Raw genomic sequence first — 19,962 nt, forward strand, 5'->3', positions numbered from 1 at the left:
CGGCCGGTCTGACAAAGTGGCACGCCGACGTTGTCAGGATGCGCTGCCCGGGAAAGCGCGCGATCCGGGGCGCGACGGGGCGCGGGCCGGCGTCGCCGGGGTCAGCGGATGAGCTTCGAGAGGTGCTTGAAGTCGTCCGTCCCGGCGACCCGGAGCCAGTCGAAGACGAGGGTCTCCGCGGTCGTGATCGTGGCGCCGGCCGCGCGGCAGAGGTCGAGGCCGGCGAGCCGGTGGTCGTCGCGGCGCGAGGCGACGCCGTCGAGGGGCACGTGGACCTCGACGCCGCGGCCGGCGAGGTCGCGCACGGTCTGGAAGACGCAGACGTGCGCCTCCAGGCCGACGACGACGGCGGTGCGCGGTGCGCGCTGGGTGAGCGCGCGGTCGAACTCGACGGCGTCACAGGCGGAGAACTCCATCTTGGAGAGGACCGGCGCGCCCGCCTGGGCGAGCTTCTCGGCGATGGGCGCGATGGTCCGCCCGAGCCCCGCTGGGTACTGCTCGGTCGCGAGGACGGGCGCGCCGAGGCGCCGCGCCGCCTCGATGAGCACCGTCGCCGCGCGGGTCAGCGCGTCCATCTGGGGCGCCGGCATCGCGGCGGCGAGCTTCTCCTGGACGTCGATGATGATGACCGCGCTCGCGGCGGGATCGAGTCTTCGCATGGCGGCTACCTCGTGGCGCGGAAGCTCTTCAGGAACCGGAGCAGGTCGCTCCGCAGGTCGAAGCGGAGGAGCGCCTCGCCGATCACGGCGCCGCCCTCGCCGACGAGGACGCCGGGCAGGACGGTCATCGACTCGAGGAGGTCGCCGGGGCGGACGGTCTTGCGGCCGGCGAACGCGCAGCGGCGGCCGTCGTTGGCGGTGAACTCGAAGGAGTAGGGCAGGGTGCCGGTGCGCGCGAGGTCGAGCCCGAGCCGCCCGGACAGGTAGCGGTGGTCGGCGAACCCCTCGGCGTCGATCTCGCCCTCGATCTCGACCTCGGGCTTGCGCAGGAAGTGGAGGAGGCCGCGCGAGCGCGCGCGGATCGTGAACGACATGGGCCGCTCGTCGGCGGGGGCGTCGACCAGGTGGAAGCTCCCGGCCATGGTCTCGCAGAACTCGAAGCCGCGCATCACGCCCCCGGCGTGGCGCCGCGGGGCGGCGCCGGCAGCGGCGGGCCGGCCGTCGCCTCCGTGAAGTCCTCGGGCGGGAGCACGAGCCGCTCGACGCGGCGGCCCGCGGCGAGGGCGTCGACGATCTCGGGGACGTCCGCGGCCGTCACGCGGCCGTAGAAGTAGCCGTCCGGCTCCACCGCGATGACGGGGCCGGCCCAGCAGACGTCGAGGCAGCTCGAGGTGCAGGCGCGCGCCTCGACCCTGGCGAGGCCGCGCTCGGCGAGGGCGGCCTTGAGCTGCGCGTGGATCCCCTCGGCGCCGCGCTGGGCGCAGGAGCCCTTCGGAACGCCATCGGGGCGGCGGTTGACGCAGACGAAGAGGTAGCGCTTTCGCTGGGGCACGGGGCGGATCCTCGTGCGGGGCGGGCGCCAGGTCAAGCTGGGGCGGGGGAGGGCGCGGGGCGCGCGCAGCGCGGGGAGAGAGGACGCGGCGGCCGAGGGGTGGGGGAGGACACGCCGCGCGCGGGCTCAGCCGGCTGCTTGTCGCCGGCGGCGCAGCGCCAGGTTCACGATCCCGATCGGCGCCACGACGAGCACGAACGCGAAGCCGAGGACGCCCACCGCGAGGCCCGCGAGGCTCGCGAGCGCGAGCCAGAGCACGTCGCTCGCCGCCGGGCCGGACGAGGGCGCATCCACGCGCATCTCCCGGCGCAGCTCGCCCACCGTGCGGTCGAGCAGCGCCTCGAACGGGCGGCCATACAGGGTCTCGCTGCGGCGGCCGCGGAAGAACGCGCGGACCGTGCGGCGGGGCGCCGAGAGCAACCCGGCGAAGAGGCCGCCCAGGTTGAGCTGCCACGCGGCGACGAAGTCCTTGCAGCCGGCGCCGATCTCCCAGGCCGAGATCTCGAACTCGCCGATCGTGTTCGTGTCGTAGCCCGTGAGCACGTGGTGCAGGTCGTGGTAGCGGACCGCGCGCACCCGCGCGTGCGTGTTCGGAAACGGGACCGGGAGCGGGCCGAGCTTGAAGTCGACCCACGCGTCGCCGTACCCGCCGTCCGCGCCGAAGCGGTTCACGTCGAAGTAGATCGCCCGCGCCTGCCGCATCGTGAGGCCTTCGTCGTAATGGACCAGAGCCATGGCACCACCTCATTCAATGACTTCAGTCACTGACCATGGTCACCATGAACGCTCGTCCTGTCAAGCGTGGAGGGGGGTTGACTCGATCGAGTGCGTGGAAACAGATTCCCCGGACGATGAGCAAGGTCAGTAAAGGCTCGGCGAAGCGCCGGAAGGGAGCTGCCACGCCGGCCACGCCGGATGCGCCGTCCACGCCGGCGCCCGGGCGCGGCGGGCGCGCCCAGCAGAAGCTCGACACCCGCCGGCGGATCCGGGACGCCGCGTGGGCGCTCTTCACCGAGCTCGGTTACGACGGCACGACGACCAAGGCGGTCGCGGAGCGCGCGGAGGTCGCGACGGGGACGGTGTTCGTGCACGCGCGCGACAAGGCCGACCTGCTCATGATGGTGATGCACGACCGGATCGCGGCCACGGTCGACGCGGCGTTCGAGGCGCTGCCGCGGAAGGAGCCCCTGCTCCCGCAGCTCCTCCACGTGTTCCAGAGGCTGTTCGCGATGTACGGCGAGCAGCCGCTCGTGTCGCAGGCGTTCGTGAAGGCCTTTCCGGGCGCGTCAGGCCCGAACGGAGAGCGGATGAACGCCCTCACGTTCGCGTTCCTGCACCGCATCGCGGCCCTCGTGCGCGACGCCCAGGTGCGCGGCGAGGTCGGGAGCGACATCGACCCGCTCGCGGCAGCGCACAACATCTTTGCCCTGTACTTCGCGGCGCTCCTCTCCTGGCTCAGCGGCTTCGTGACGCTCACCGCCGCGCTGGATCCGGTGCTGAAGAACGCCCTCGCGCTCCAGCACCGAGGGCTCCGCGCATGAGCCATGGGCCGGGCGCGCGACGGTCCGGCTGGCAAGGCCCCGGCGCGCAGCCCTCAGCCCGCCTCAGCCATCGCCTCGCTCCGGACGGCCGGCGCGGAGCGCGGCGAGCACCTCGGCGTGAGCGCGCGGGTCGCCGGCGGCCACCACGTCCCCGGCGCTCGCGGCGTCGAGGGGGCGCCCTTCCCAGTCGGTCATGATCCCTCCGGCGCCGGTGATCACGGGGACGAGCGCCGCGAAGTCGTGGAGCTTGAGGCCGTGCTCGACGACGACATCGACGCAGCCGCTCGCCACGAGGCCGTACTGGTAACAGTCGCCCCCGTAGCTCACGAGCTTCGCCCGGGCCGCGACCGCCCCGAAGGCGCGCGCCGCCGCCGGCGAGAAGTACTGCGGCCCGGTCGTGGAGAGGCGCACCTCCGAGAGCCCCGCGCAGGCGCGGACGCGCGCCGGCTCGCCGTTCCACAGCGTCTCCCGGCCCACCACGCCGAGCCAGCGCTCCCCCAGCACGGGCTGATCGATGACGCCGAGCACGGGCCGCCCCCGGTGCAGCAGGGCGATGAGCGTGCCGAAGAGCGGCTTGCCCGTGATGAACGCCTTCGTCCCGTCGATGGGATCGAGCACCCACACGAGCTCCGCCCCCTCGTTCTCGCGGCCGAGCTCCTCTCCCACGATCCCGTGGCCCGGCGCGCGCGCGGCGAGGATTTCCCGCAAGGCCGCCTCCGCCTCGCGGTCCGCGACCGTCACCGGGCTCGCGTCCTCCTTGTCGTCGGCCTCGATGCCCTTGCGGAAATAGCGCCGGATCACGGCGCCGCTCGCGTCCGCCAGCCGCTGGGCCAGATCGACAAGTTCCTGGGAAGGGATCATCGTCTCCGTCCTCCTCGAGGTCCCCACGAGGCGAACCCGTGGGCGCGATCCAGTACGCGCGGCGCGCGCGCACCGCAACCGGCGCGGCGCTCAGGCCCGGCGCGCAGACTCCCCATCACACGGGCGCAGCGACGACTCCCGTGGATGCGGCGCCTGCGCGCCCCCCGACAGGCACGCTCGCAGGTACGATCCCAGCGTCTCGGCCGCCCGGGCGCCTTCAGGGTGGTACTCGGCAAGGACCGGTCCGTTGTGCGGCATGTCGCGCAGCACGTCGAGCGTGACGTCGACACGCGCCTCGCGGGCCCGTCGCGCGAGCTCCAGGCCCTCGTCATGGAGGCGCTCGGCGTCGCCGACCTGGATGAACAGCGACGCCAGGCCGTCGAGCCGCGCGTGCAGCGGAGACAGCCGGGGGTCGTCGAGCGGGATCGCGCCCGCGAAGTCGCGCGCCTGGCGCAACAGGCCCTCCGTGGTCCCGTAATCGGTCGGCTCGTTCGCGCGCGTCGAGGCGCTGCTCGAGGTGAGGTCGAGCCAGGGAGAGATCAGCGCGGCGCAGCGCGCCTGCTCGCCCCGGTCGCGCAGCGCGAGCTGGGCCACGAGCGCGAGGTTGCCCCCGGCGGAGTCGCCCGCGAGCGCGATCTCCCCGGGCGCGTGGCCCCGCTCGACCAGCGCGTCGAAGGCGGCGAGCGCGTCGTCGAGCTGGGCGGGATAGCGATGCTCCGGCCCGAGCCGGTAATCGATCCCCACCACGCGCGCGCCGCTCGCCAGCGCGAGCCGCGCCATCATGTCCGCGTGGGTCTTCGTGGAGCCGAACAGGTACGAGCCTCCATGAAAATAGAGGATGACCCCTCGATCCATCGCGCCCGGTGGCTCGAACCACACCGCAGGGATGCCCCGCAACGTGTCGCTCGTTCGCTTGACGCGCCGGACGGTCTTCTCGGGATAGAAGCGCGCGTCCATGTCGGCGCGCATCCTCGGATATGGCCAGCCGAGCATGTCGATGAAGTCGCGGCGGAGCGCCCGGACAACCCACTCGAAGCCGAAGCCCCAGCTCGGGCGAGCGGGCCCCCGGCGGGCGCGCTCGACGGCCGTCTCCATGAACGCGAGACTGAATATCCCCATGAAACGCAGCATCATGGCGAGAACCTTAATGCGCGCTCCCCGCGGGCGCGTCGCTCTCGGAGCGCATCCGCTCGATGCTCCGCGCCGAGCTCGACGTCGCCGCCCCCCGGATCGAGAGCGCGGCGACGTCAGCCCCGCTTCCGCGGGTCGCCCCGGAGGATGGGGTAAGCCATCAGGAGGCTCAGCCACACCACCAGGAACTTGGGGTCGGCCAGCGTCTCGAACGGGATCTCGAACCGATCGTTCTGGGCCTCCGCCGCCTTGCGCTGCTGCGCCTCCGCGACCGCGGGGCTCATGACCTGGGGTAGCCGCTTCCCGCCGATCTCGGCGGTCGTGCCGCCCGACCCGGGCATCTTCGGCAGCAGCGTGCCCTCGGCGATCGCCCTCTCCTCCGGCGTGCGCGTCGCGACATCCGGGTCGATGATCACCGCCGCCGGCTCGAGCTCCTCGGGAAGCTCGGCGCCGGAAGGGTCCACCACCGGGCCCCGCGCGATCTCCTCCGGGCGATCCACCGGGATGTAGCGCGGCGCGACCTCGCCCGGCCTCCGGTCGCGGAGCTCGACCGTCACCCGGGTCGGGAGGTACACACGCCGGACCTCCTCGACCGTGACGGTGTCCGTGGCGGACCCCGGCGGCGCGCCGGCGAGCTCGGGGACCTTCGCGCGCGCGGCGTCGATCGCCGCCTGCTCCGCGTCGATCGCGGCCTTGCATCTCGGGAGGGACGGATCGAAATCGAGGCCGACGGCGCTGTGACCCCCCCTGGTCAGCTCGGGCTTCGCCGTGCACTCCTGGAGCACCCGCTCCGCGACCGCGTCGTCCTCCCGGTGCAGCAGCGCGAGCGCGAGCTCCGTGCGATCGTCGATGCCGTTCGCGATCTCCGGCCGGGCTACATAGCGGTACCGCACGCGGAGCGCGACGTCGCGCTGCCCCGTGGCCGTGTCCACGACGGTGACGGCTTCCTTGACGAAGAGGTCCGTGGTCGCGCCCTGGACCTCGCGCCGGCTCACCATCACCCGGGAGCGCCGCAGCCCCGTGAACAGGGAGCGCGTCTGCGCCCGCACGCGCTCGAGGATCTTGAAGTCGCTCGTCTCCGTGGGGACGTAGAGATGGCCCTCGAACTGAAGCAAGGCGGGAGGGCGCTTCGCGTCCGCACCGGCCGTCGCCTTGCCCCGGTCGCCGCACCCCGCGAGCGCCAAGATCCCGATTGTCGGGACAAGACGGAATACTGCACGGAGAAGTGCTACCACAACAGATTTCCCCGACGGCGTGGGTGCAACCTCCGTGAATCTAGCGCCCCTGCCCCCCCGAAGAAACCCTAACTCTCCAGAAAAGCCGAGCGTACATGCGGGGATCGGGGACAGCGACCTCGACGTGAGAGGCCAGGCGCGCAGCGTCCGACCTCGGCGCAGATCGCGACCTGGGTGACCCGGTGAGCCCCGACCCGGGCCCGGGGAGCGAAGCGGCAGGCGAGCCCGGAGATGGGCGGGGCCCGGGGGCGCGGTAGAGGCGTCGCTCGACGGCGCGTCAGGGGATTGCCCTTTCGAAAATCGGATCCATTTGGTCGCCGAGATGAACACGGAAAGCCAGAACCCCGAAACCAGCGGACCCACGCCCTCTGCCCAGCCTTCGGGCGCGGAGCCGGGCGCCCCCCCTCCCGCGTCGCCCGCGTCGCCCGCGTCGGATGAGGCCAGGGCGGCCGGGGCCGTCGAGCTCCCCTTCCAGGCCGAGGTGCAGCAGGTCCTCGCGCTGGTCATCAACTCGCTCTACGCCAACCAGGAGGTCTTCCTGCGCGAGCTCATCTCGAACGCGTCGGACGCCCTGGACAAGGCGCGCTTCCTGGCCCTCACGCGCGAGGGCGTCGCCGAGCAGGCGGGCGAGCCCGCGATCCTCATCACGCTCGACGACGCCGCCCGGACCCTCACCATCGAGGACAACGGCATCGGCATGACCCGGGACGAGGTGGTGGAGAACCTCGGCACCATCGCGCGCTCGGGCTCGCTGGAGTTCCTGAAGGCCAACGCCGAGGCCGCGAAGCAGAAGAAGGACGGCGGCAAGCTGCAGCTCATCGGCCAGTTCGGCGTCGGCTTCTACGCCGCGTTCATGGTCGCCTCGCGCGTCGACGTGCAGACCCGCTCGATGCTGCCGGGCGCCGAGCCCGTCCTGTGGCGGTCGTCCGGCGCGGGCTCCTTCACCGTGGCCTCCGGCGATCGCGAGCACCCCGGCACGAAGATCGTCCTCCACCTCAAGGAGGACGCGCGCGAGTACACGAAGGCCTGGCGCGTCAAGGAGATCATCCGCAAGTACTCCGACTTCGTCCACTTCCCCATCAAGGTGAACGACGAGGTCGCGAACCGCTCGGCCGCCCTCTGGACGCTGCCCAAGTCGCAGATCACCGAGGAGCAGCACGCCGAGTTCTTCCGGCACGTGACCGGCGGCTACGAGGGGGAAAAGCCGCTGCTGACCGTGCACCTGTCGATCGACGCGCCGGTGCAGTTCCACGCGCTGCTGTACGTGCCCGAGAGGGCGCCGGCGGACATGTTCCACAAGGACCGCAGGGCGATCCGCCTCTACGCGAAGCGCGTCCTCATCGTCGAGGACTGCGACAAGCTCACGCCGATGTACCTGCGCTTCCTGCGCGGCGTCGTCGACTCCGAGGATCTGTCGCTGAACGTCTCGCGCGAGATGCTCCAGGAGAACCGCACGCTCTCGCAGATCGAGCAGCAGATCGTCAAGCAGGTGCTCAAGGCGCTGAAGGATCTCTCCGAGTCGGACCCCGAGCGGTACGCGACCTTCTGGAAGGAGTTCGGCCGGGTCATCAAGGAAGGCGCGACCAGCGACTGGAAGAACAAGGACGCGATCGCCGAGCTCTGCCGGTTCGAGTCGATGAACACCGAGGCCGGCAAGGCGATCTCGCTGCGCGACTACGTGGAGAAGATGCCGGACGAGCAGAAGGAGATCTATTACGTGACGGGGCTCGGCCGCCGCGCTGTCGAGCAGAGCCCGCACCTCGAGGCGTTCCGGAAGCGCGGCTACGACGTGCTGTTCCTCGTCGATCCGGTCGACGAGTGGTTCGTGAAGGCGCTGAACGAGTTCGACAAGCGCCGGCTCAAGAGCGTGACGCACGGCGACGTCGACCTCGGCGGCGAGCCGGAGAAGAAGGACGAGCCCGAGGCGTCGGTGGACGCGGCCGTGGCGGCGGTCAAGGCGGCGCTGGGCGACCGCGTGAAGGACGTGCGCGTCTCGCGGCGCCTGACCGACAGCGCGAGCTGCCTCGTCGCCGCCGAGGGCGACCCAGGGGCGAACCTCGAGCGGATCATGAAGCTCATCGACCAGAACACCGAGGAGTCGAAGCGGATCCTGGAGCTCAACCCGGGGCACCCGGTCGTGAAGAACCTCAACATCCTGGCGGGGCGCGAGCCCGACTCGGAGCGGGTGAAGCAGTGGTCCGAGCTGCTCCTCGACCAGGCGCTCCTCGTCGAGGGCGTGGTGCAGGAGCCGGCGAAGCTCGTCCGGCGCATCCAGGACCTGCTCGCGCAGGTGAGCACGGCGGCGGTCGGCGGCCAGTAGCCCCGCACGGGCGGTTTCTTGGCCCTGATCCGGGCCTCATAGTACGCGCGCCGGGGTGGCATCGGACGAGGACGGCAGGTTGTCCCGCTTCGCAGCGCCCGCGCTCGGCCGCCGGGCGTTCCTCCGGGCGCTCGGGGTGGCGGGCGGCGCCGCGGCGGCGCCGGGGCTCTGGGACCCGGCGCCGGCGCTCGCCGCGGCGTCGAGGGTGAAGGGGGTAGAGACCTCCGCGATCGGCGTGACGCTGAAGCTCGAGCTGTCGCAAGCGCCGTTCCCCTGCGACGGGGCGCCGTACCGGGACGAGACGGTGATGGTCTTCGTGCCGGCCCACTACCGCGCGCCGGAGAGCGGTGAGCTCGATCTCGTGATGCACTTCCACGGCCACGTCACCACCGCGGAGCGGGCCATCGCGGCGCACAAGCTCCGCGAGCAGCTCCACGAGAGCAAGCAGAACGCGGTGCTCGTCGTGCCGCAGGGCGCGGTGAACGCGGCCGAGTCGCCCCCGGGCAAGCTGGGGCAGCAGGGCGGCCTCCGGCGGCTGTGCGGCGAGCTCGCGGCGGTGCTCTCGAGCCCCGCGGCGCGACGGGCGCTCGGCGACTCTGCCGTCCCGCGGCAGGCGAGGCTCGGCATGCTCTGCCTGTCGGCGCACTCGGGCGGATACCGCGTCGCGGCCGCGTGCCTCCGCCACGGCGGCTGCGAGGTGAACGAGGTGTACCTGTTCGACGCGCTGTACGGCGAGGTCGACGCGTACCGCGACTGGGTGCTCGAGCGGAAGGACCGGTCGGGGCGCGACAGGCACAAGCTGATCAGCCACTTCGTGGCGGGCGACGTGCGGCGGCTGAACCTGGAGCTCGCGCGCGCGCTCGAGGCGCAGGGGGTCTCGTGCCTGCACGAGCGCCGCCCGGGCGAGCTCACGCGCAAGCAGCTCCTCAGCGGCCGCGCGATCTTCATCCACGCCCCCATCGCGCACAGCGCGGTGACCTTCGAGCAGAACGCGTTCCGCGATTGCCTGTTCGCGTCGGGCCTCCGCCGCCAGCTCCGGTCGAGCTGGTTCGAGAAGCAGGACGAGCCGCGCCGGATCGACGTGCGCTCCCGGTCCTGAAGCCGGCGCCCGCGTCGCACGCCGCGCGCCCGGGCGGCGCCGGCCGGCGCCGGCCAACGCCCGATGCGCGCTGCGCGGCGCGCGTCAGTGCCGGAGCGAGACGTCGGCCAGCGCGAGGCGCGCGTCGTTGATGAACGCGCTGTCCGGGAAGCGGCGAATGAACGAGCGCAGCGTCGTCTTCGCGTCGTTCCAGGCCTGGATGTCGAGGAGGCACTCGGCGAGGAGGAAGGTCGCGTCGTCCATGACCTCGCGGTCGGGCGACGCCTCGGAGAGCGTCATGAGCAGCGGGATCGCGTCGCGCTGCCGGTTCAGCCTGCGGTAGGCGCGCGCCAGGTTGAGCCGGGCCGAGGGGGTGTGCGACGCCGTCTCCTTCTGGCGGATCGCGTCCTCGAAGGCGACCGCGGCCTCGTGCCAGCGGCCCGTCCGCATGTGATCGAGGCCCGTCTGGTACGACTTGATCGAGAGCTCCGACCGCGCCTTGTCGACAGCGTCCGTGAAGAACGCGAGCTCGGCCCGGGTGAGCGGCGCCTTCCGCAGCGCCTCGAAGCCCTCGATCACCTCCTGCCGCCGCTCGGCGCGGATGAGCTCGTAAAACGCCGCGGCGTCGCTCTCGGCCTTGGCGCGCGCGTCGCTCCGCTGCTGCATTTCCTTGAGATCGGCCTCGTGCTTCGCGATGCGGTCACGCGCGCCCTTGGTCTCGGCCTGGACGGCGTCGACGCGCGCGTCCCAGGCGAGCTTGACCACGCCGATCACCACGATCACGAAGAGCAGGTTCGCGCTCGCGCTGTTCCAGAAGGCGCGCCGCTCGTACGCCATCTGGCGCTTGGAGATGCTCTTCAGATCGGCGGCGAGGGCGTTCGTGAGGTTGTTCGTCTTGATGATGAGCCCACGGGACTCCACGATCTCACGCTTGATCTCCCGGAGCTCGTCGTCGAAGTCGTGCATTTTCAGGTCCTGAAACCGCGCCCTGTGCAGGGGGCCGCGCTCGTGCTAAGGGGGCCGCGCACGCGGACCCCGACCGCGCCCGGAACGCCGCGAACGCGGACGCCCGAGCCGCGCCAGGGGGCCGCGCCCGCGGTCCCCGGCCTCGCCGACAGGCCGCCCTTACGCTACCAGGAAGCTCTGCCCATGGACACAAGCGACATCCGAAAAGGCCTCAAGATGATGGTCGACGGCCAGCCCTACTCGGTCATCGACTTCCAGTTCGTCAAGCCGGGAAAGGGGCAGGCGTTCACCCGCGTCAAGATCCGGAACATGGCGACCGGCGCCGTGCTGGAGCGGACGTACAAATCGGGTGAGAAGCTGGAGCCGGCGGACGTGGAAGAGCGCAGCCTCCAGTACATCTATCCCGAGGGCACGGACTTCGTGTTCATGGACCCGGCCACCGGCGAGCAGCTCACCGTCCCCGGCGAGAAGATCGGCGAGGACTCCCAGTGGCTGAGCGACGGGATGTCGATCGACGTGACCCTGTTCAACGGGCAGCCGATCGGCGTCAGCATGCCCCCTCACGTGGTGCTCCAGATCGTGAGCAGCGAGCCGGGCGTGAAGGGCGACACGGCGAGCGGCGCCACCAAGCCCGCCACGGTGTCGACCGGCGCGACGGTCAACGTCCCGCTCTTCGTGAAGGAGGGCGAGTGGATCAAGATCGACACGGCCGACGGCAAGTACCTGGAGCGCGTCAACAAGGGCTGATCCTCGGCTGACCCCGGGGGCGACGTGCCGTCGGGGGTCACTTCGCCTCGAAGATCACCGCAGCCGCGCCGACGACGCACGCGACGCGGGCACCCCCGTTGGCCGGCGCGCACGCCGTCGCCTGCGCGAGATCGCCGCCCGACCAGAGGCGCGCGGCGCCGCCCGCCGTCGCGACGAGGAGCCCGCCGGCGGCGGGGACCGCGAGCGTGGCGCCGTCGGGCGACCGCGGCGCGCCCTGCGGGGCGGGCGTGGTGAGCGGGAACGACAGCGCGGCCGACGTCGGCGCGGCGGCGCGCAGGTCGATCGAGACGAGCGCGGCGCCGAGGGCGATGTCGAAGCCGCGCTCGGACGCGGCGAGCGGGGAGAAGGGCAGCTTCTCGGTCCCGGCGCAGCGCTCGGGCGAGGCCGCGCCCGCGCGGGCGCGAGGGCCCTGGGCGCGGAGCAGCGGGAGCGGGACCTCCATCTCGCCGACGGCGTCGGGGGCGCTGCGGAACAGCGCGAGCAGCGTGGGCGCGTCGCAGCGCCGCTCGACGGCGACGAGCTGCGCCGGGCCGGCGTGGACCGCCGCGGGCCAGGGCGGGACGTCGGTCGCCGACTCGGTGGACGCCGCGGGATCGACGCGCACGACGCCCTGCGCGGTCCGGACGAGCAGCGCGCCGCTCGCCTCGAACGCGAGCGGGCCGAAGGCGCCGCGGCCGGCCGGCTGCGGCGCGGCGGCGGTGCGGTACACGGCGGCGGCCGTCGCCGGCGGCGCGAGCTTCGCGAGGAGCCTGGCGTCCTCCTTGGCGCGTGGCTCGGCGCCGCCGCGGTCGAGCGCCGCGATCGCCGCGAGCGGGGCGCCCCGCGTGGACGCGGCGACCGCCTCGGCGTGGTCGATCGCCTCCGCGAGGCCTGGCTCCCCGCAGCGCACGGGGCCGACGCCCGTCCAGACGAGGGCCTCGCCCGCGCGCGCGGCGTCGCGGCCGGCGCTCGCGCCGCCCCCGCCCGCGGCGTCGGCGCAGAGGACGGCGTGGAGCCGTCGCAGCCGCTGTGCGGCGGCGGCCACGGATGGCGCGGTGGACTTGCCGCGCGCGTCGCGGAGCAGGGCGGCGGCGAGGCCGCGCAGCGCCTCGCCGGGCTGCGCCGCGTCGCGCGACAGGCCGGCGGGGCGATCGAGGAAGACCAGCGGGACGCGGAGCTCGGCGGCGGCGCCCTTGGAGGCGGGGTGGGGGGCGGAGAAAGGGCGGAGCGCGCCCGCGAGGCCGACCGACACCACGAGGTCGTCGCGGCCGTCCGCGTCGCGGTCGACGACCTCGAGGGAGGCGGAGAGCGCCTCCTCGGGCGGCGGGGTCCGGAGGCGGAGCTCCAGGGCGAGCTCCGGCGGCGCGCCCGCGCCGGGGAGGCGGAGCACCGCGATCCAGCGCGTGGCGCCCGCGCTGGCGGCGCGCTGCTGATCGCCGCACTGCGGGGCGAAATCGAAGGTGAGCGCGGACGGGCCGATCTGGCTCAGGCCGACGCGCGGGGCGCACCCCTGCGCGGCGAGGTCGCCCGGGAGCGCGGCGAGCGTGCGCAGCGCCTGCGGCCGCGCGGCGGGCGCGAACAGGAGCTCGCCGCGCAGGCCGTCGGGCGACCGCGCCCAGGCGACGAGGTCGCGCGCGCCGTCCCCGTCGGCGTCGAGGAGGAGCCCGGCCTCGAAGGTGCGCCCGGTCGGGGCGGCCACCACGGCGCCGCCCTCGAGCGGCCACTGCTTGCCGCCCGCGGGCGCAGGGACGCTGGGCACGACCGCGAAGCGGGGCGGGGCGGCGGCGTCCTGGTCGCCGGCGTCGGCCTCGGGGCCGGCGTCGGCCGCGCCGGGGGCCACGCCGCTCAGCGGGGGCGGCGAGCCGGCGGGCGTCGCCGAACCGAGCGTGTAGGGCGTGTACGGCCTGGAGCTCGGGCAGCCGTCGCAGCCGGTCGCGGCGAGGAGCGGGAGCAGGGCGCGGAGGAGCTTCGAGCAGGATCGATCGGGCATCGCAGGCGGACCAGCCGTTGAAGGCGAGGTACGGCGGGCGGCGCAGGCGTAGCACGGGAGGCGCGCGGACGTCGCGGCGCCGGCGCGAGCGCGCGCGAGGAGGTGGTTGACGATGAGGACGGGGACGGCGGGAGGACCCGATGGCGCCCGTCCGCGCGATGGCGCGCGTGCGCATTTCAGAGTAGCTTGATCGAGGGTAGATGCGCGGGCCGAAACCTCCCAAGGCGATCGAGGGCGAGGACTATTACCTCGAGGGAGGCCGGGTGGTTTTCAAGGCGGCGTATCACCTGAAGCGCGGAACCTGTTGCAACTCGAAGTGCCGCCATTGCCCTTACCGGGAAGAGGCGCCGGCGCCGGCGGGGGAGACGGTGACCGTCATGGTGCCTCGCGTGAAACTTCTCTGAAGCAAAGGCGGCGGTAAGGTCGCGGTCGAGCGCTTGCGGCGGAGGCGCCCTGCGTTCCGTTGCCAGCGCATCAGGCGCCATCTCGACCGCTGCTGGAGAAGCGCGTTCCGCCGGTCCGCGGTGACCTCTCCGCGGCGATCCGCCGGGCTGTCGAAGGCAGAGAGGGCACGCTCGCCATGGAATGTGGGTTGATCCGGATTGAGCGAAGGGTCTAGGATTTTGCACCCACATTCGCGCAGGAGTTCCTATGCGTCGCAGTCTTCGCCCTCTTCTCTACAGCCTCTTGCTCACGGTGCCGCTCGGCTGCAACGCCGCGTCGGACACCAAGCCGCCGTCGCCGGCCACGACGACCGGCGAGCCGTCGCCGAAGGTCGAGGACACGGACGAGGACGGCATCACCGACGAGGACGAAGGGCGCATCGACGCGATCGACACGGATGGTGATGGCGAGCTGGACTTCGAGGACACCGACTCGGACAACGACGGGATATCCGACAAGGTCGAGGGCGCTGTCCGGCCAGGGCAAATGACGCTGCCGGACAGCGACGACGACGGGGTGCCCGATTTCCGGGACGAGGACTCCGACGAGAACGGGATCCCCGACGGGGAGGAGGGCGACGACGACCTCGACGACGATGGTCTGCCCGATTACGCGGACCTCGACGACGACGGCGACGGCCTCTCTGACAAGCTGGAGATCGGCGCGGACCTGTCCGATCCGATCAACACCGACGACGACAGGCGGCCTGACTTCCGCGACACCGACTCCGACAACGACGGCCTCCTGGATCGCTTCGAGCGAGAGCTCGACGCCGACAACGACGGGATCCCGGCGTTCCGCGACCTCGACTCGGACGACGATTGCCGGCCCGACGAGGTCGAGCGGGGCGACGGTGATCCCGACATGCCGCCGGTCGACAGTGACCTCGACGGCGGGGGCGATTTCTTCGATCTGGACAGCGACAACGACGGCCTGCTCGACCAGCTCGAGGACACCAATTGCGATGGCGTGCTCGACCCGGGAGAGTCCAGCACCGCGAGCGAGGACACGGATGAGGACGGGGTGGGCGACCTCATCGAGCTCGCGGCCGGCACGAACCCGAACGACGATCTGGACAACCCCCACGCCAACGGGGATTTCGTGTTCGTCGTGCCGTATCGCGACGATCCGACCCCGGCGCAGGACACGCTCGACTTCTCGACCAACATCTCGCAGGCGGACGTGGTGTTCGCGATGGACACCACCGGCTCGATGAGCGGCTCGATCTCGAACCTGCAGCACGCGCTCCAGGAGATGATCGATCAGCTCGCCGAGGAGATCCCGAGCATCGGCATCGGCGTGACCCATTACAAGGACTTCCCGATCTCTCCGTACGGGGATACCTCCGATCAGCCGTTCTTCCTGGAGCACCGGGTGATGAGCGTGCTCACGCCGGCGGGGCGGGCATCGGTGCAGGACGCGGTGGACTCGCTCAGGGCGAGCGGCGGCAATGATCTGCCGGAGAGCGGCTGGGAGGCCCTTTATCAGATCGCGCACGGGACGGGCACGACCGAGGGGGACGCCGAGGTGCCTGCGTTCAACCCGATGACAGCGCCGCCTGGCACGGTCCCGGCGGGCGAGACGGTGGGGACCCTCGGCGGCGTCGGCTTCCGCACCGGCTCGCTGCCCATCGTGGTGATGATCACCGACGTGCCGAGCCACAACGGCACGATACCGGGCAACAATTACTCCAGGCTCTCATCGCCGAACTACACGCAGGCGCTCAGCTCGATCACCAGCCTGGGCGGCCGCGTCATCGGCATGGTGACGAACACCTCCGACGGGGGCCAGGCCAAGGCCGACCTCACGGCCGGCGCGCTCGCGACCGGCTCGGTGGTTCCGCCGACGGCGTGGGGGCCGGAGGGCATGCGCCCGCCGCAGTGCGCGGTCGGCCAGTGCTGCACCGGCGAGAACGGCAAGGGCGTCGCGGCGACGAACGGCAAGTGCCCGCTCGTGTTCGTGGTCTCCAGCAGCGGCACCGGCCTGAACCTGGCTGTCGTGCAGGCGATCAAGGTGCTCACGACCTACGTCACGCTCGACATCTCGGCGGCGGCGGAGGACGACGAGAGCGACACGATCGACGCCGTGAGCGCCTTCGTCGACAGGATCATCGCCAACAACCTGGCCCCGGAGCCCTGCACCTCCGGGCTCAGGGTCATCGACAAGAACCTCGACGCCGTCGCGGACACCTTCACCAACGTCTTCCCGGGGCCGACGGTCTGCTTCGACGTGCTCCCGAAGATCAACGTCTCGGTGCCTCCCACGGAGGAGCCGCAGATGTTCACGGCGAACATCGTCGTCACCGGCGACGGCGTGACCACGCTCAGCACCCGCAAGGTGTTCTTCCTCGTCCCGCCGGAGATCCCGCCGCCGCCGGTCAACTGACGCGCCTGCGGCGGCCGCTGGCCGCGCCCGGAGGCCGCCAGGGCGCGCCCTCGGCGGCTCGCTGGAGGCGCGGCGGCGCCCGTTTTCGGGTAAAGACGGCCCATGGGTGAAGGCCTGGCCAGCGACGGAGCCCGGGCGTCCGGGCAGGCGCGCGGCGCGGCGCTCCGGGAGCTCGCGTGGCTCTTTCTCCGGCTGGGGACCACGGCCTTCGGGGGCCCTGCCGCCCATGTCGCGATGATGGAGGACGAGGTGGTCCGCCGGCGCGGCTGGATGACGCGCGAGGACTTCCTCGATCTCTATGGCGCGACGAACCTGATCCCGGGGCCCAGCTCGACCGAGCTCGCGATCCACATCGGACACCGCCAGGCCGGATGGGCGGGGCTGCTCGTGGCCGGGAGCTGCTTCATCATCCCGGCGGCGCTGATCACGCTCGGCTTTGCGTGGGGCTATGTCCGGTTCGGCGCGGTGCCGGAGATGTCAGCGCTCCTCTACGGGGTGAAGCCGGTGATCATCGCCGTGGTGGTCCAGGCGCTCTGGGGTCTCGGCCGCGCCGGCTTGCGCTCGACGCCCTCGCTCGTCCTCGCGGCGCTCTGCGCTGGCGCCATCCTGCTCGGGGTCCACGAGCTCGCGGTCCTGGCCGGCGCCGGCGCCCTCGCGGTGGCGCACCGGCTCGCCGCCGGGCGCTCCGCCGGCCCCTCTGCCGGCGCGGCGGCCGCCGTCCCGCTCGCCGGCGGCGCCGCCGTCCCGCTCGCCGGCGGGGTCGCCGCGACGGCCGCGGTGGCGAGCGCGCCGTTCGGGCTCCTGCCGCTGTTCCTGTTCTTTCTCAAGGTCGGCTCGGTCCTCTTCGGGAGCGGCTACGTGCTCCTCGCGTTTCTCCGCGCCGATCTCGTCGAGCGGTACCGGTGGATGACGGAGGCGCAGCTCCTCGACGCGGTCGCGGTCGGCCAGGTGACGCCCGGTCCCGTCTTCACCACGGCGACGTTCATCGGCTATCTCCTCGGCGGGGTTCCGGGCGCTGTCGTCGCCACGGCGGGCATCTTCCTTCCGGCGTTCTTCTTCGTCGCGCTGAGCGGCCCGCTGATCCCCCGCCTGCGTCGTTCTGCCGTGGCCTCGGCCTTCCTCGACGGCGTGAACGCCGCGTCGCTCGCGTTGATGGCGGTCGTCTCCTACCGCCTCGCCCGGGCCGCGGTGGTCGACTGGCTCACCGCCGCCCTTGCCCTCCTCGCGGCGCTCCTCCTGGTCCGTTGCCGCGTGAGCTCGCTCTGGCTGATCGTGGCCGGCGCCGCCCTCGGCATCGCCTCGGTCCACCTCTGAGCCCGTTACCTGGCCGGCGATCGCAAGGAAGCCGGCTCTTCCGCCGCCACCAGCTCCGACCCCGCCCCGATGGTGAACGCGTTCCCCCGCCAGGCGACCCGCCGGTTCGAGTAAGCGTTCAGCCAGCAGAAGAACCAGCACAGCGTCCGCAGCGGCTCCGCGGCCACCAGCGCCAGGTTGGAGCCCGTCGGCCGCAGCGATCTCAGCGCCAGGAACGTCCCCAGGCTCTGCAACATCCAGGCGAACAGCCAGATCTCCAGCGCGAGGCGCGTCGGGCTGAGCAGCACGGTCAGCCAGGCGATCAGCAGCGGCGAGTTGAGCGGCTCCATCACGAAGCAGCGCGGAGCGAGCGCGCGCCGCATCTTCGCCCAGCGGGTGTGCCGATCCAGCGTGCGCATGAGCGAGCAGCTCGTGTTGCGGTTCTCGATCGGATCCAGGCAGAGCTCGACGACGAACCCGCACGCGCTGAAGCGCTGCCCGAGCACGTCGTCCTCCGCCAGCACGCTGGCCACGCCCTCGAACCCTCCCACCCGATCGAGATCGACCCGCCGCATCGCCATCGATTTGCCCACGCTGATCGCCCGCCCCGCGAGCTCGGCCGCCGCGACGACCCCGGGCGCGATGAACGACCCGAGCTGCGCGTTCTCGACCACCGCGCCGAGCGTGCGCTCCCCCGTGCCCACGACCACGCTCGAGACGAGCCCCACGCCGGGCCGCATCAAGATCGACAGCAGCGACTGGAGGTAGTCCGGGCGGACACGCACGTTGGCGTCCGAGATGACGAGGACGCTGCCCTCCGCCCTGCGCTCGAGCTCGAGGAGCTGCGCCACCTTCGGGTTCAACGCCTCGCTCGGGTCCGTCAGGCAGAGCCGCGCCCGCACCTCGGGGTGCGCCGCGATGAAGGCCTGGATCACCGGCACCGCCGGGTCCTCGCGCGAGGCGACGCCGAAGACGAGCTCGTAACATGGATAATCGAGGTGGGCGAAGGACTCGATATTGCTGGCGAGCTCATCGTCCATGCCGGCCACCGGCTTGAGGATGCTGACGAGCGGGGTCGCGCCGAGCGGCCTCGGCGCGCCGCGGCGCGCCTTGAAGCGATGCCGCGTGAGCCTCCACTGGAAGGAGGCCTGAAGCGTCGCATAGATGATGGATGACAGCGCCGTCGGCGCGACCGTCGCCAGATCTCCCCAATCCATGGATGGCGATGCTGACGGAGACGCGTGGCGTCTCGATGGCCGGACCGCAAACCCAGCGCTGCCTTTTCGCGACCGAGGCGTGACAGCGTCAGCTCATGCGGCCGATCAGCTCCCGGGTGATGTTCTTCTGATGGGACTCGAGCGTACCGCCGCCGATCTCGAGCAGCTTGGCGTCCCGGAAGAACCGCTCCACCTTGTATTCGGTGCAGTATCCCCAGCCGCCGAGCACCTGCATGGCGTTGTCGGCCACCTCCTTGCCGACCGGCGCCGCGAAGAGCTTCGCCGCGTCCGTCCCGAGCCGGTTCCGCCGATCGGGGCTGACGTTGCGCGCCACCGAGTAGATGAGCGCGCGCGCCGCCTCGGTCTTCGCGTAGCTCTCCGCGATGTAGCGCTGGATCTGCCCGTGCTCCGCGATCGGCTTGCCGAAGCTCCTTCGCTCTCCGGCGTACTGGATCATGATGTCCAGACAGCGATCCGCGATCCCGAGGCTCATGGCGGCCAGGGTGAGGCGCTCCAGCTCGAGGTTCCTCATCATGTTGCGGATCCCGCCGCCCTCCGGGCCAAGGACGTTCCGGGCGGGCACGACGCAATCGTCGAAGATGAGCTCGCTCATCGTGCTCGCCCGCATTCCCATCTTCGGGGTCTTCTCGTCGGTCGAGAACCCGGGGAACTCCCGCTCCACCACGAAGGTGGTGATCCTGCCCTCGATCGTCGCGTAGACGAGGAAGATCTTGGCCTCCGGGGCATTGGTGATGAGCGCCTTGCGCCCTTTCAGGATGTACCGGTCCCCGTCGCGCCGGGCGAACGTCTTCATGCCGAGCACGTCTGTCCCGCTCGAGGGCTCGGTCATGCCCATCGCGCCGATCCACTCGCCGGAGAGCACCTTGGGCAGGTAGCGCGCGCGCTGCTCGTCGTTGCCGGCGTGGAAGAAGTTGTTCACGAACAGCATCGCGTGCGCGAGGTACGCGAGCGTGAACCCGGGGTCGCTCTTCGCGAGCTCGTGGTGGACGATCACGGCGGCGAGCGCGTCCATGCCCGCGCCCCCGTATTCCGCGGGTACGGTCACGCCGAGCAGGCCGAGCTCGCCCAGCCGCTGCATCAAGGGGACGTTGAGGCTGGCGGTGCGGTCGTGCTCGTCGGCCTGCGGCTCGACGACCTCGCGGGCGAAATCGCGCACCATCTGCCGCAGCATCCGGTGCTCTTCCGTCGGGTTTTCTAGATCGCTTTCCATGGCGGAGGATGACGCGCTCATCACCGCCCAAC

At 72.0% G+C, this 19,962-nt stretch carries 18 protein-coding genes; 7 read left to right on the forward strand and 11 right to left on the reverse strand.

From position 1 onward, the window contains the following. Positions 1-101: 101 nt before the first annotated feature. From WME76_RS43810 to WME76_RS43825, 4 genes are all read right to left on the reverse strand, one after another. Entirely contained in the window at positions 102-659 is a 558-nt protein-coding gene (locus WME76_RS43810; protein WP_437958089.1) for an isochorismatase family protein, read from the reverse strand. Between the two features lie 5 nt (positions 660-664). Beyond that, the gene (locus tag WME76_RS43815) at positions 665-1,108 is read right to left on the reverse strand and encodes a hypothetical protein (RefSeq protein WP_433932443.1); all 444 of its coding nucleotides are present in this window, start codon (positions 1,106-1,108) and stop codon (positions 665-667) included. Then, positions 1,108-1,491 carry a (2Fe-2S) ferredoxin domain-containing protein gene (locus tag WME76_RS43820; protein ID WP_437958090.1) on the reverse strand — a complete coding sequence of 128 codons (384 nt, stop codon included), beginning with the start codon at positions 1,489-1,491 and terminating at the stop codon, positions 1,108-1,110. The genes WME76_RS43815 and WME76_RS43820 overlap by 1 nt, the downstream gene beginning before the upstream one ends. A 126-nt stretch (positions 1,492-1,617) precedes the next feature. Further along, the gene (locus WME76_RS43825) at positions 1,618-2,226 is read right to left on the reverse strand and encodes a hypothetical protein (protein ID WP_437958091.1); all 609 of its coding nucleotides are present in this window, start codon (positions 2,224-2,226) and stop codon (positions 1,618-1,620) included. 116 nt (positions 2,227-2,342) lie between these two features. Here WME76_RS43825 and WME76_RS43830 point away from each other — a divergent pair, with 116 nt between their 5' ends. Beyond that, a complete protein-coding gene (locus tag WME76_RS43830; protein WP_437958092.1) occupies positions 2,343-3,032 on the forward strand; it encodes a TetR/AcrR family transcriptional regulator in 690 nt (229 codons plus the stop codon). A gap of 63 nt (positions 3,033-3,095) precedes the next feature. Here WME76_RS43830 and hisN read toward each other — a convergent pair whose 3' ends face one another. From hisN to WME76_RS43845, 3 genes are all read right to left on the reverse strand, one after another. Further along, positions 3,096-3,893 carry a histidinol-phosphatase gene (gene hisN / locus WME76_RS43835; RefSeq protein ID WP_437958093.1) on the reverse strand — a complete coding sequence of 266 codons (798 nt, stop codon included), beginning with the start codon at positions 3,891-3,893 and terminating at the stop codon, positions 3,096-3,098. Between the two features lie 90 nt (positions 3,894-3,983). Continuing rightward, positions 3,984-5,027, reverse strand: coding sequence for an alpha/beta hydrolase (locus tag WME76_RS43840; protein WP_437958094.1), 1,044 nt, complete (start codon positions 5,025-5,027; stop codon positions 3,984-3,986). Positions 5,028-5,140: 113 nt separating this feature from the next. Continuing rightward, the gene (locus WME76_RS43845; protein WP_437958095.1) at positions 5,141-6,208 is read right to left on the reverse strand and encodes a hypothetical protein; all 1,068 of its coding nucleotides are present in this window, start codon (positions 6,206-6,208) and stop codon (positions 5,141-5,143) included. A 373-nt stretch (positions 6,209-6,581) separates the two neighbouring features. Here WME76_RS43845 and htpG point away from each other — a divergent pair, with 373 nt between their 5' ends. Together htpG and WME76_RS43855 are read left to right on the forward strand one after the other, a co-directional pair. Beyond that, positions 6,582-8,579, forward strand: coding sequence for a molecular chaperone HtpG (gene htpG / locus WME76_RS43850; protein ID WP_437958096.1), 1,998 nt, complete (start codon positions 6,582-6,584; stop codon positions 8,577-8,579). 79 nt (positions 8,580-8,658) lie between these two features. Continuing rightward, complete coding sequence (locus WME76_RS43855; protein WP_437958097.1) at positions 8,659-9,678, forward strand: hypothetical protein; 1,020 nt, start codon at positions 8,659-8,661, stop codon at positions 9,676-9,678. Between the two features lie 84 nt (positions 9,679-9,762). Here the strand turns inward: WME76_RS43855 and WME76_RS43860 are convergent, their stop codons facing one another. Further along, the gene (locus tag WME76_RS43860) at positions 9,763-10,623 is read right to left on the reverse strand and encodes a tetratricopeptide repeat protein (protein ID WP_061607258.1); all 861 of its coding nucleotides are present in this window, start codon (positions 10,621-10,623) and stop codon (positions 9,763-9,765) included. 183 nt (positions 10,624-10,806) lie between these two features. Here WME76_RS43860 and efp point away from each other — a divergent pair, with 183 nt between their 5' ends. After that, positions 10,807-11,370: an elongation factor P gene (efp, locus tag WME76_RS43865; RefSeq protein ID WP_437958098.1), complete on the forward strand. Its 564-nt coding sequence runs from the start codon at positions 10,807-10,809 to the stop codon at positions 11,368-11,370. 37 nt (positions 11,371-11,407) lie between these two features. Here the strand turns inward: efp and WME76_RS43870 are convergent, their stop codons facing one another. Continuing rightward, positions 11,408-13,360 carry a hypothetical protein gene (locus tag WME76_RS43870; RefSeq protein WP_437958099.1) on the reverse strand — a complete coding sequence of 651 codons (1,953 nt, stop codon included), beginning with the start codon at positions 13,358-13,360 and terminating at the stop codon, positions 11,408-11,410. Positions 13,361-13,560: 200 nt separating this feature from the next. On the opposite strand from WME76_RS43870, the gene WME76_RS43875 reads away from it, so the two are divergent. From WME76_RS43875 to chrA, 3 genes are all read left to right on the forward strand, one after another. Beyond that, positions 13,561-13,764, forward strand: a complete 204-nt coding sequence (locus WME76_RS43875; protein ID WP_437958100.1) for a DUF5522 domain-containing protein — start codon at positions 13,561-13,563, stop codon at positions 13,762-13,764. A gap of 247 nt (positions 13,765-14,011) precedes the next feature. Further along, complete coding sequence (locus tag WME76_RS43880; protein ID WP_437958101.1) at positions 14,012-16,189, forward strand: VWA domain-containing protein; 2,178 nt, start codon at positions 14,012-14,014, stop codon at positions 16,187-16,189. A gap of 102 nt (positions 16,190-16,291) precedes the next feature. Next, positions 16,292-17,503 carry a chromate efflux transporter gene (chrA, locus tag WME76_RS43885; protein ID WP_437958102.1) on the forward strand — a complete coding sequence of 404 codons (1,212 nt, stop codon included), beginning with the start codon at positions 16,292-16,294 and terminating at the stop codon, positions 17,501-17,503. A gap of 5 nt (positions 17,504-17,508) precedes the next feature. Here the strand turns inward: chrA and WME76_RS43890 are convergent, their stop codons facing one another. Together WME76_RS43890 and WME76_RS43895 are read right to left on the reverse strand one after the other, a co-directional pair. Beyond that, positions 17,509-18,699 carry a glycosyltransferase gene (locus tag WME76_RS43890; protein WP_437958103.1) on the reverse strand — a complete coding sequence of 397 codons (1,191 nt, stop codon included), beginning with the start codon at positions 18,697-18,699 and terminating at the stop codon, positions 17,509-17,511. 88 nt (positions 18,700-18,787) lie between these two features. After that, positions 18,788-19,951 (reverse strand): acyl-CoA dehydrogenase family protein, encoded by a 1,164-nt coding sequence (locus tag WME76_RS43895; RefSeq protein WP_437958104.1) that lies wholly within the window; start codon positions 19,949-19,951, stop codon positions 18,788-18,790. Positions 19,952-19,962 lie beyond the last annotated feature (11 nt).

The sequence above is a fragment of the Sorangium sp. So ce119 genome, assembly GCF_051524405.1.
GTDB lineage: Bacteria > Myxococcota_A > Polyangia > Polyangiales > Polyangiaceae > Sorangium > Sorangium cellulosum_G.

Excerpts from the sequence above, each read along its gene's own strand:
- WME76_RS43870 (WP_437958099.1), bottom strand. The coding sequence starts at position 13,360 with ATGCCCGATCGATCCTGCTCGAAGCTCCTCCGCGCCCTGCTCCCGCTC.
- WME76_RS43880 (WP_437958101.1), top strand. The coding sequence starts at position 14,012 with ATGCGTCGCAGTCTTCGCCCTCTTCTCTACAGCCTCTTGCTCACGGTG.
- WME76_RS43895 (WP_437958104.1), bottom strand. The coding sequence starts at position 19,951 with ATGAGCGCGTCATCCTCCGCCATGGAAAGCGATCTAGAAAACCCGACG.
- WME76_RS43890 (WP_437958103.1), bottom strand. The coding sequence starts at position 18,699 with ATGGATTGGGGAGATCTGGCGACGGTCGCGCCGACGGCGCTGTCATCC.
- WME76_RS43830 (WP_437958092.1), top strand. The coding sequence starts at position 2,343 with ATGAGCAAGGTCAGTAAAGGCTCGGCGAAGCGCCGGAAGGGAGCTGCC.
- hisN (WP_437958093.1), bottom strand. The coding sequence starts at position 3,893 with ATGATCCCTTCCCAGGAACTTGTCGATCTGGCCCAGCGGCTGGCGGAC.
- WME76_RS43810 (WP_437958089.1), bottom strand. The coding sequence starts at position 659 with ATGCGAAGACTCGATCCCGCCGCGAGCGCGGTCATCATCATCGACGTC.
- efp (WP_437958098.1), top strand. The coding sequence starts at position 10,807 with ATGGACACAAGCGACATCCGAAAAGGCCTCAAGATGATGGTCGACGGC.
- WME76_RS43825 (WP_437958091.1), bottom strand. The coding sequence starts at position 2,226 with ATGGCTCTGGTCCATTACGACGAAGGCCTCACGATGCGGCAGGCGCGG.
- htpG (WP_437958096.1), top strand. The coding sequence starts at position 6,582 with ATGAACACGGAAAGCCAGAACCCCGAAACCAGCGGACCCACGCCCTCT.
- WME76_RS43840 (WP_437958094.1), bottom strand. The coding sequence starts at position 5,027 with ATGATGCTGCGTTTCATGGGGATATTCAGTCTCGCGTTCATGGAGACG.
- WME76_RS43860 (WP_061607258.1), bottom strand. The coding sequence starts at position 10,623 with ATGCACGACTTCGACGACGAGCTCCGGGAGATCAAGCGTGAGATCGTG.
- WME76_RS43815 (WP_433932443.1), bottom strand. The coding sequence starts at position 1,108 with ATGCGCGGCTTCGAGTTCTGCGAGACCATGGCCGGGAGCTTCCACCTG.
- chrA (WP_437958102.1), top strand. The coding sequence starts at position 16,292 with ATGGGTGAAGGCCTGGCCAGCGACGGAGCCCGGGCGTCCGGGCAGGCG.
- WME76_RS43875 (WP_437958100.1), top strand. The coding sequence starts at position 13,561 with ATGCGCGGGCCGAAACCTCCCAAGGCGATCGAGGGCGAGGACTATTAC.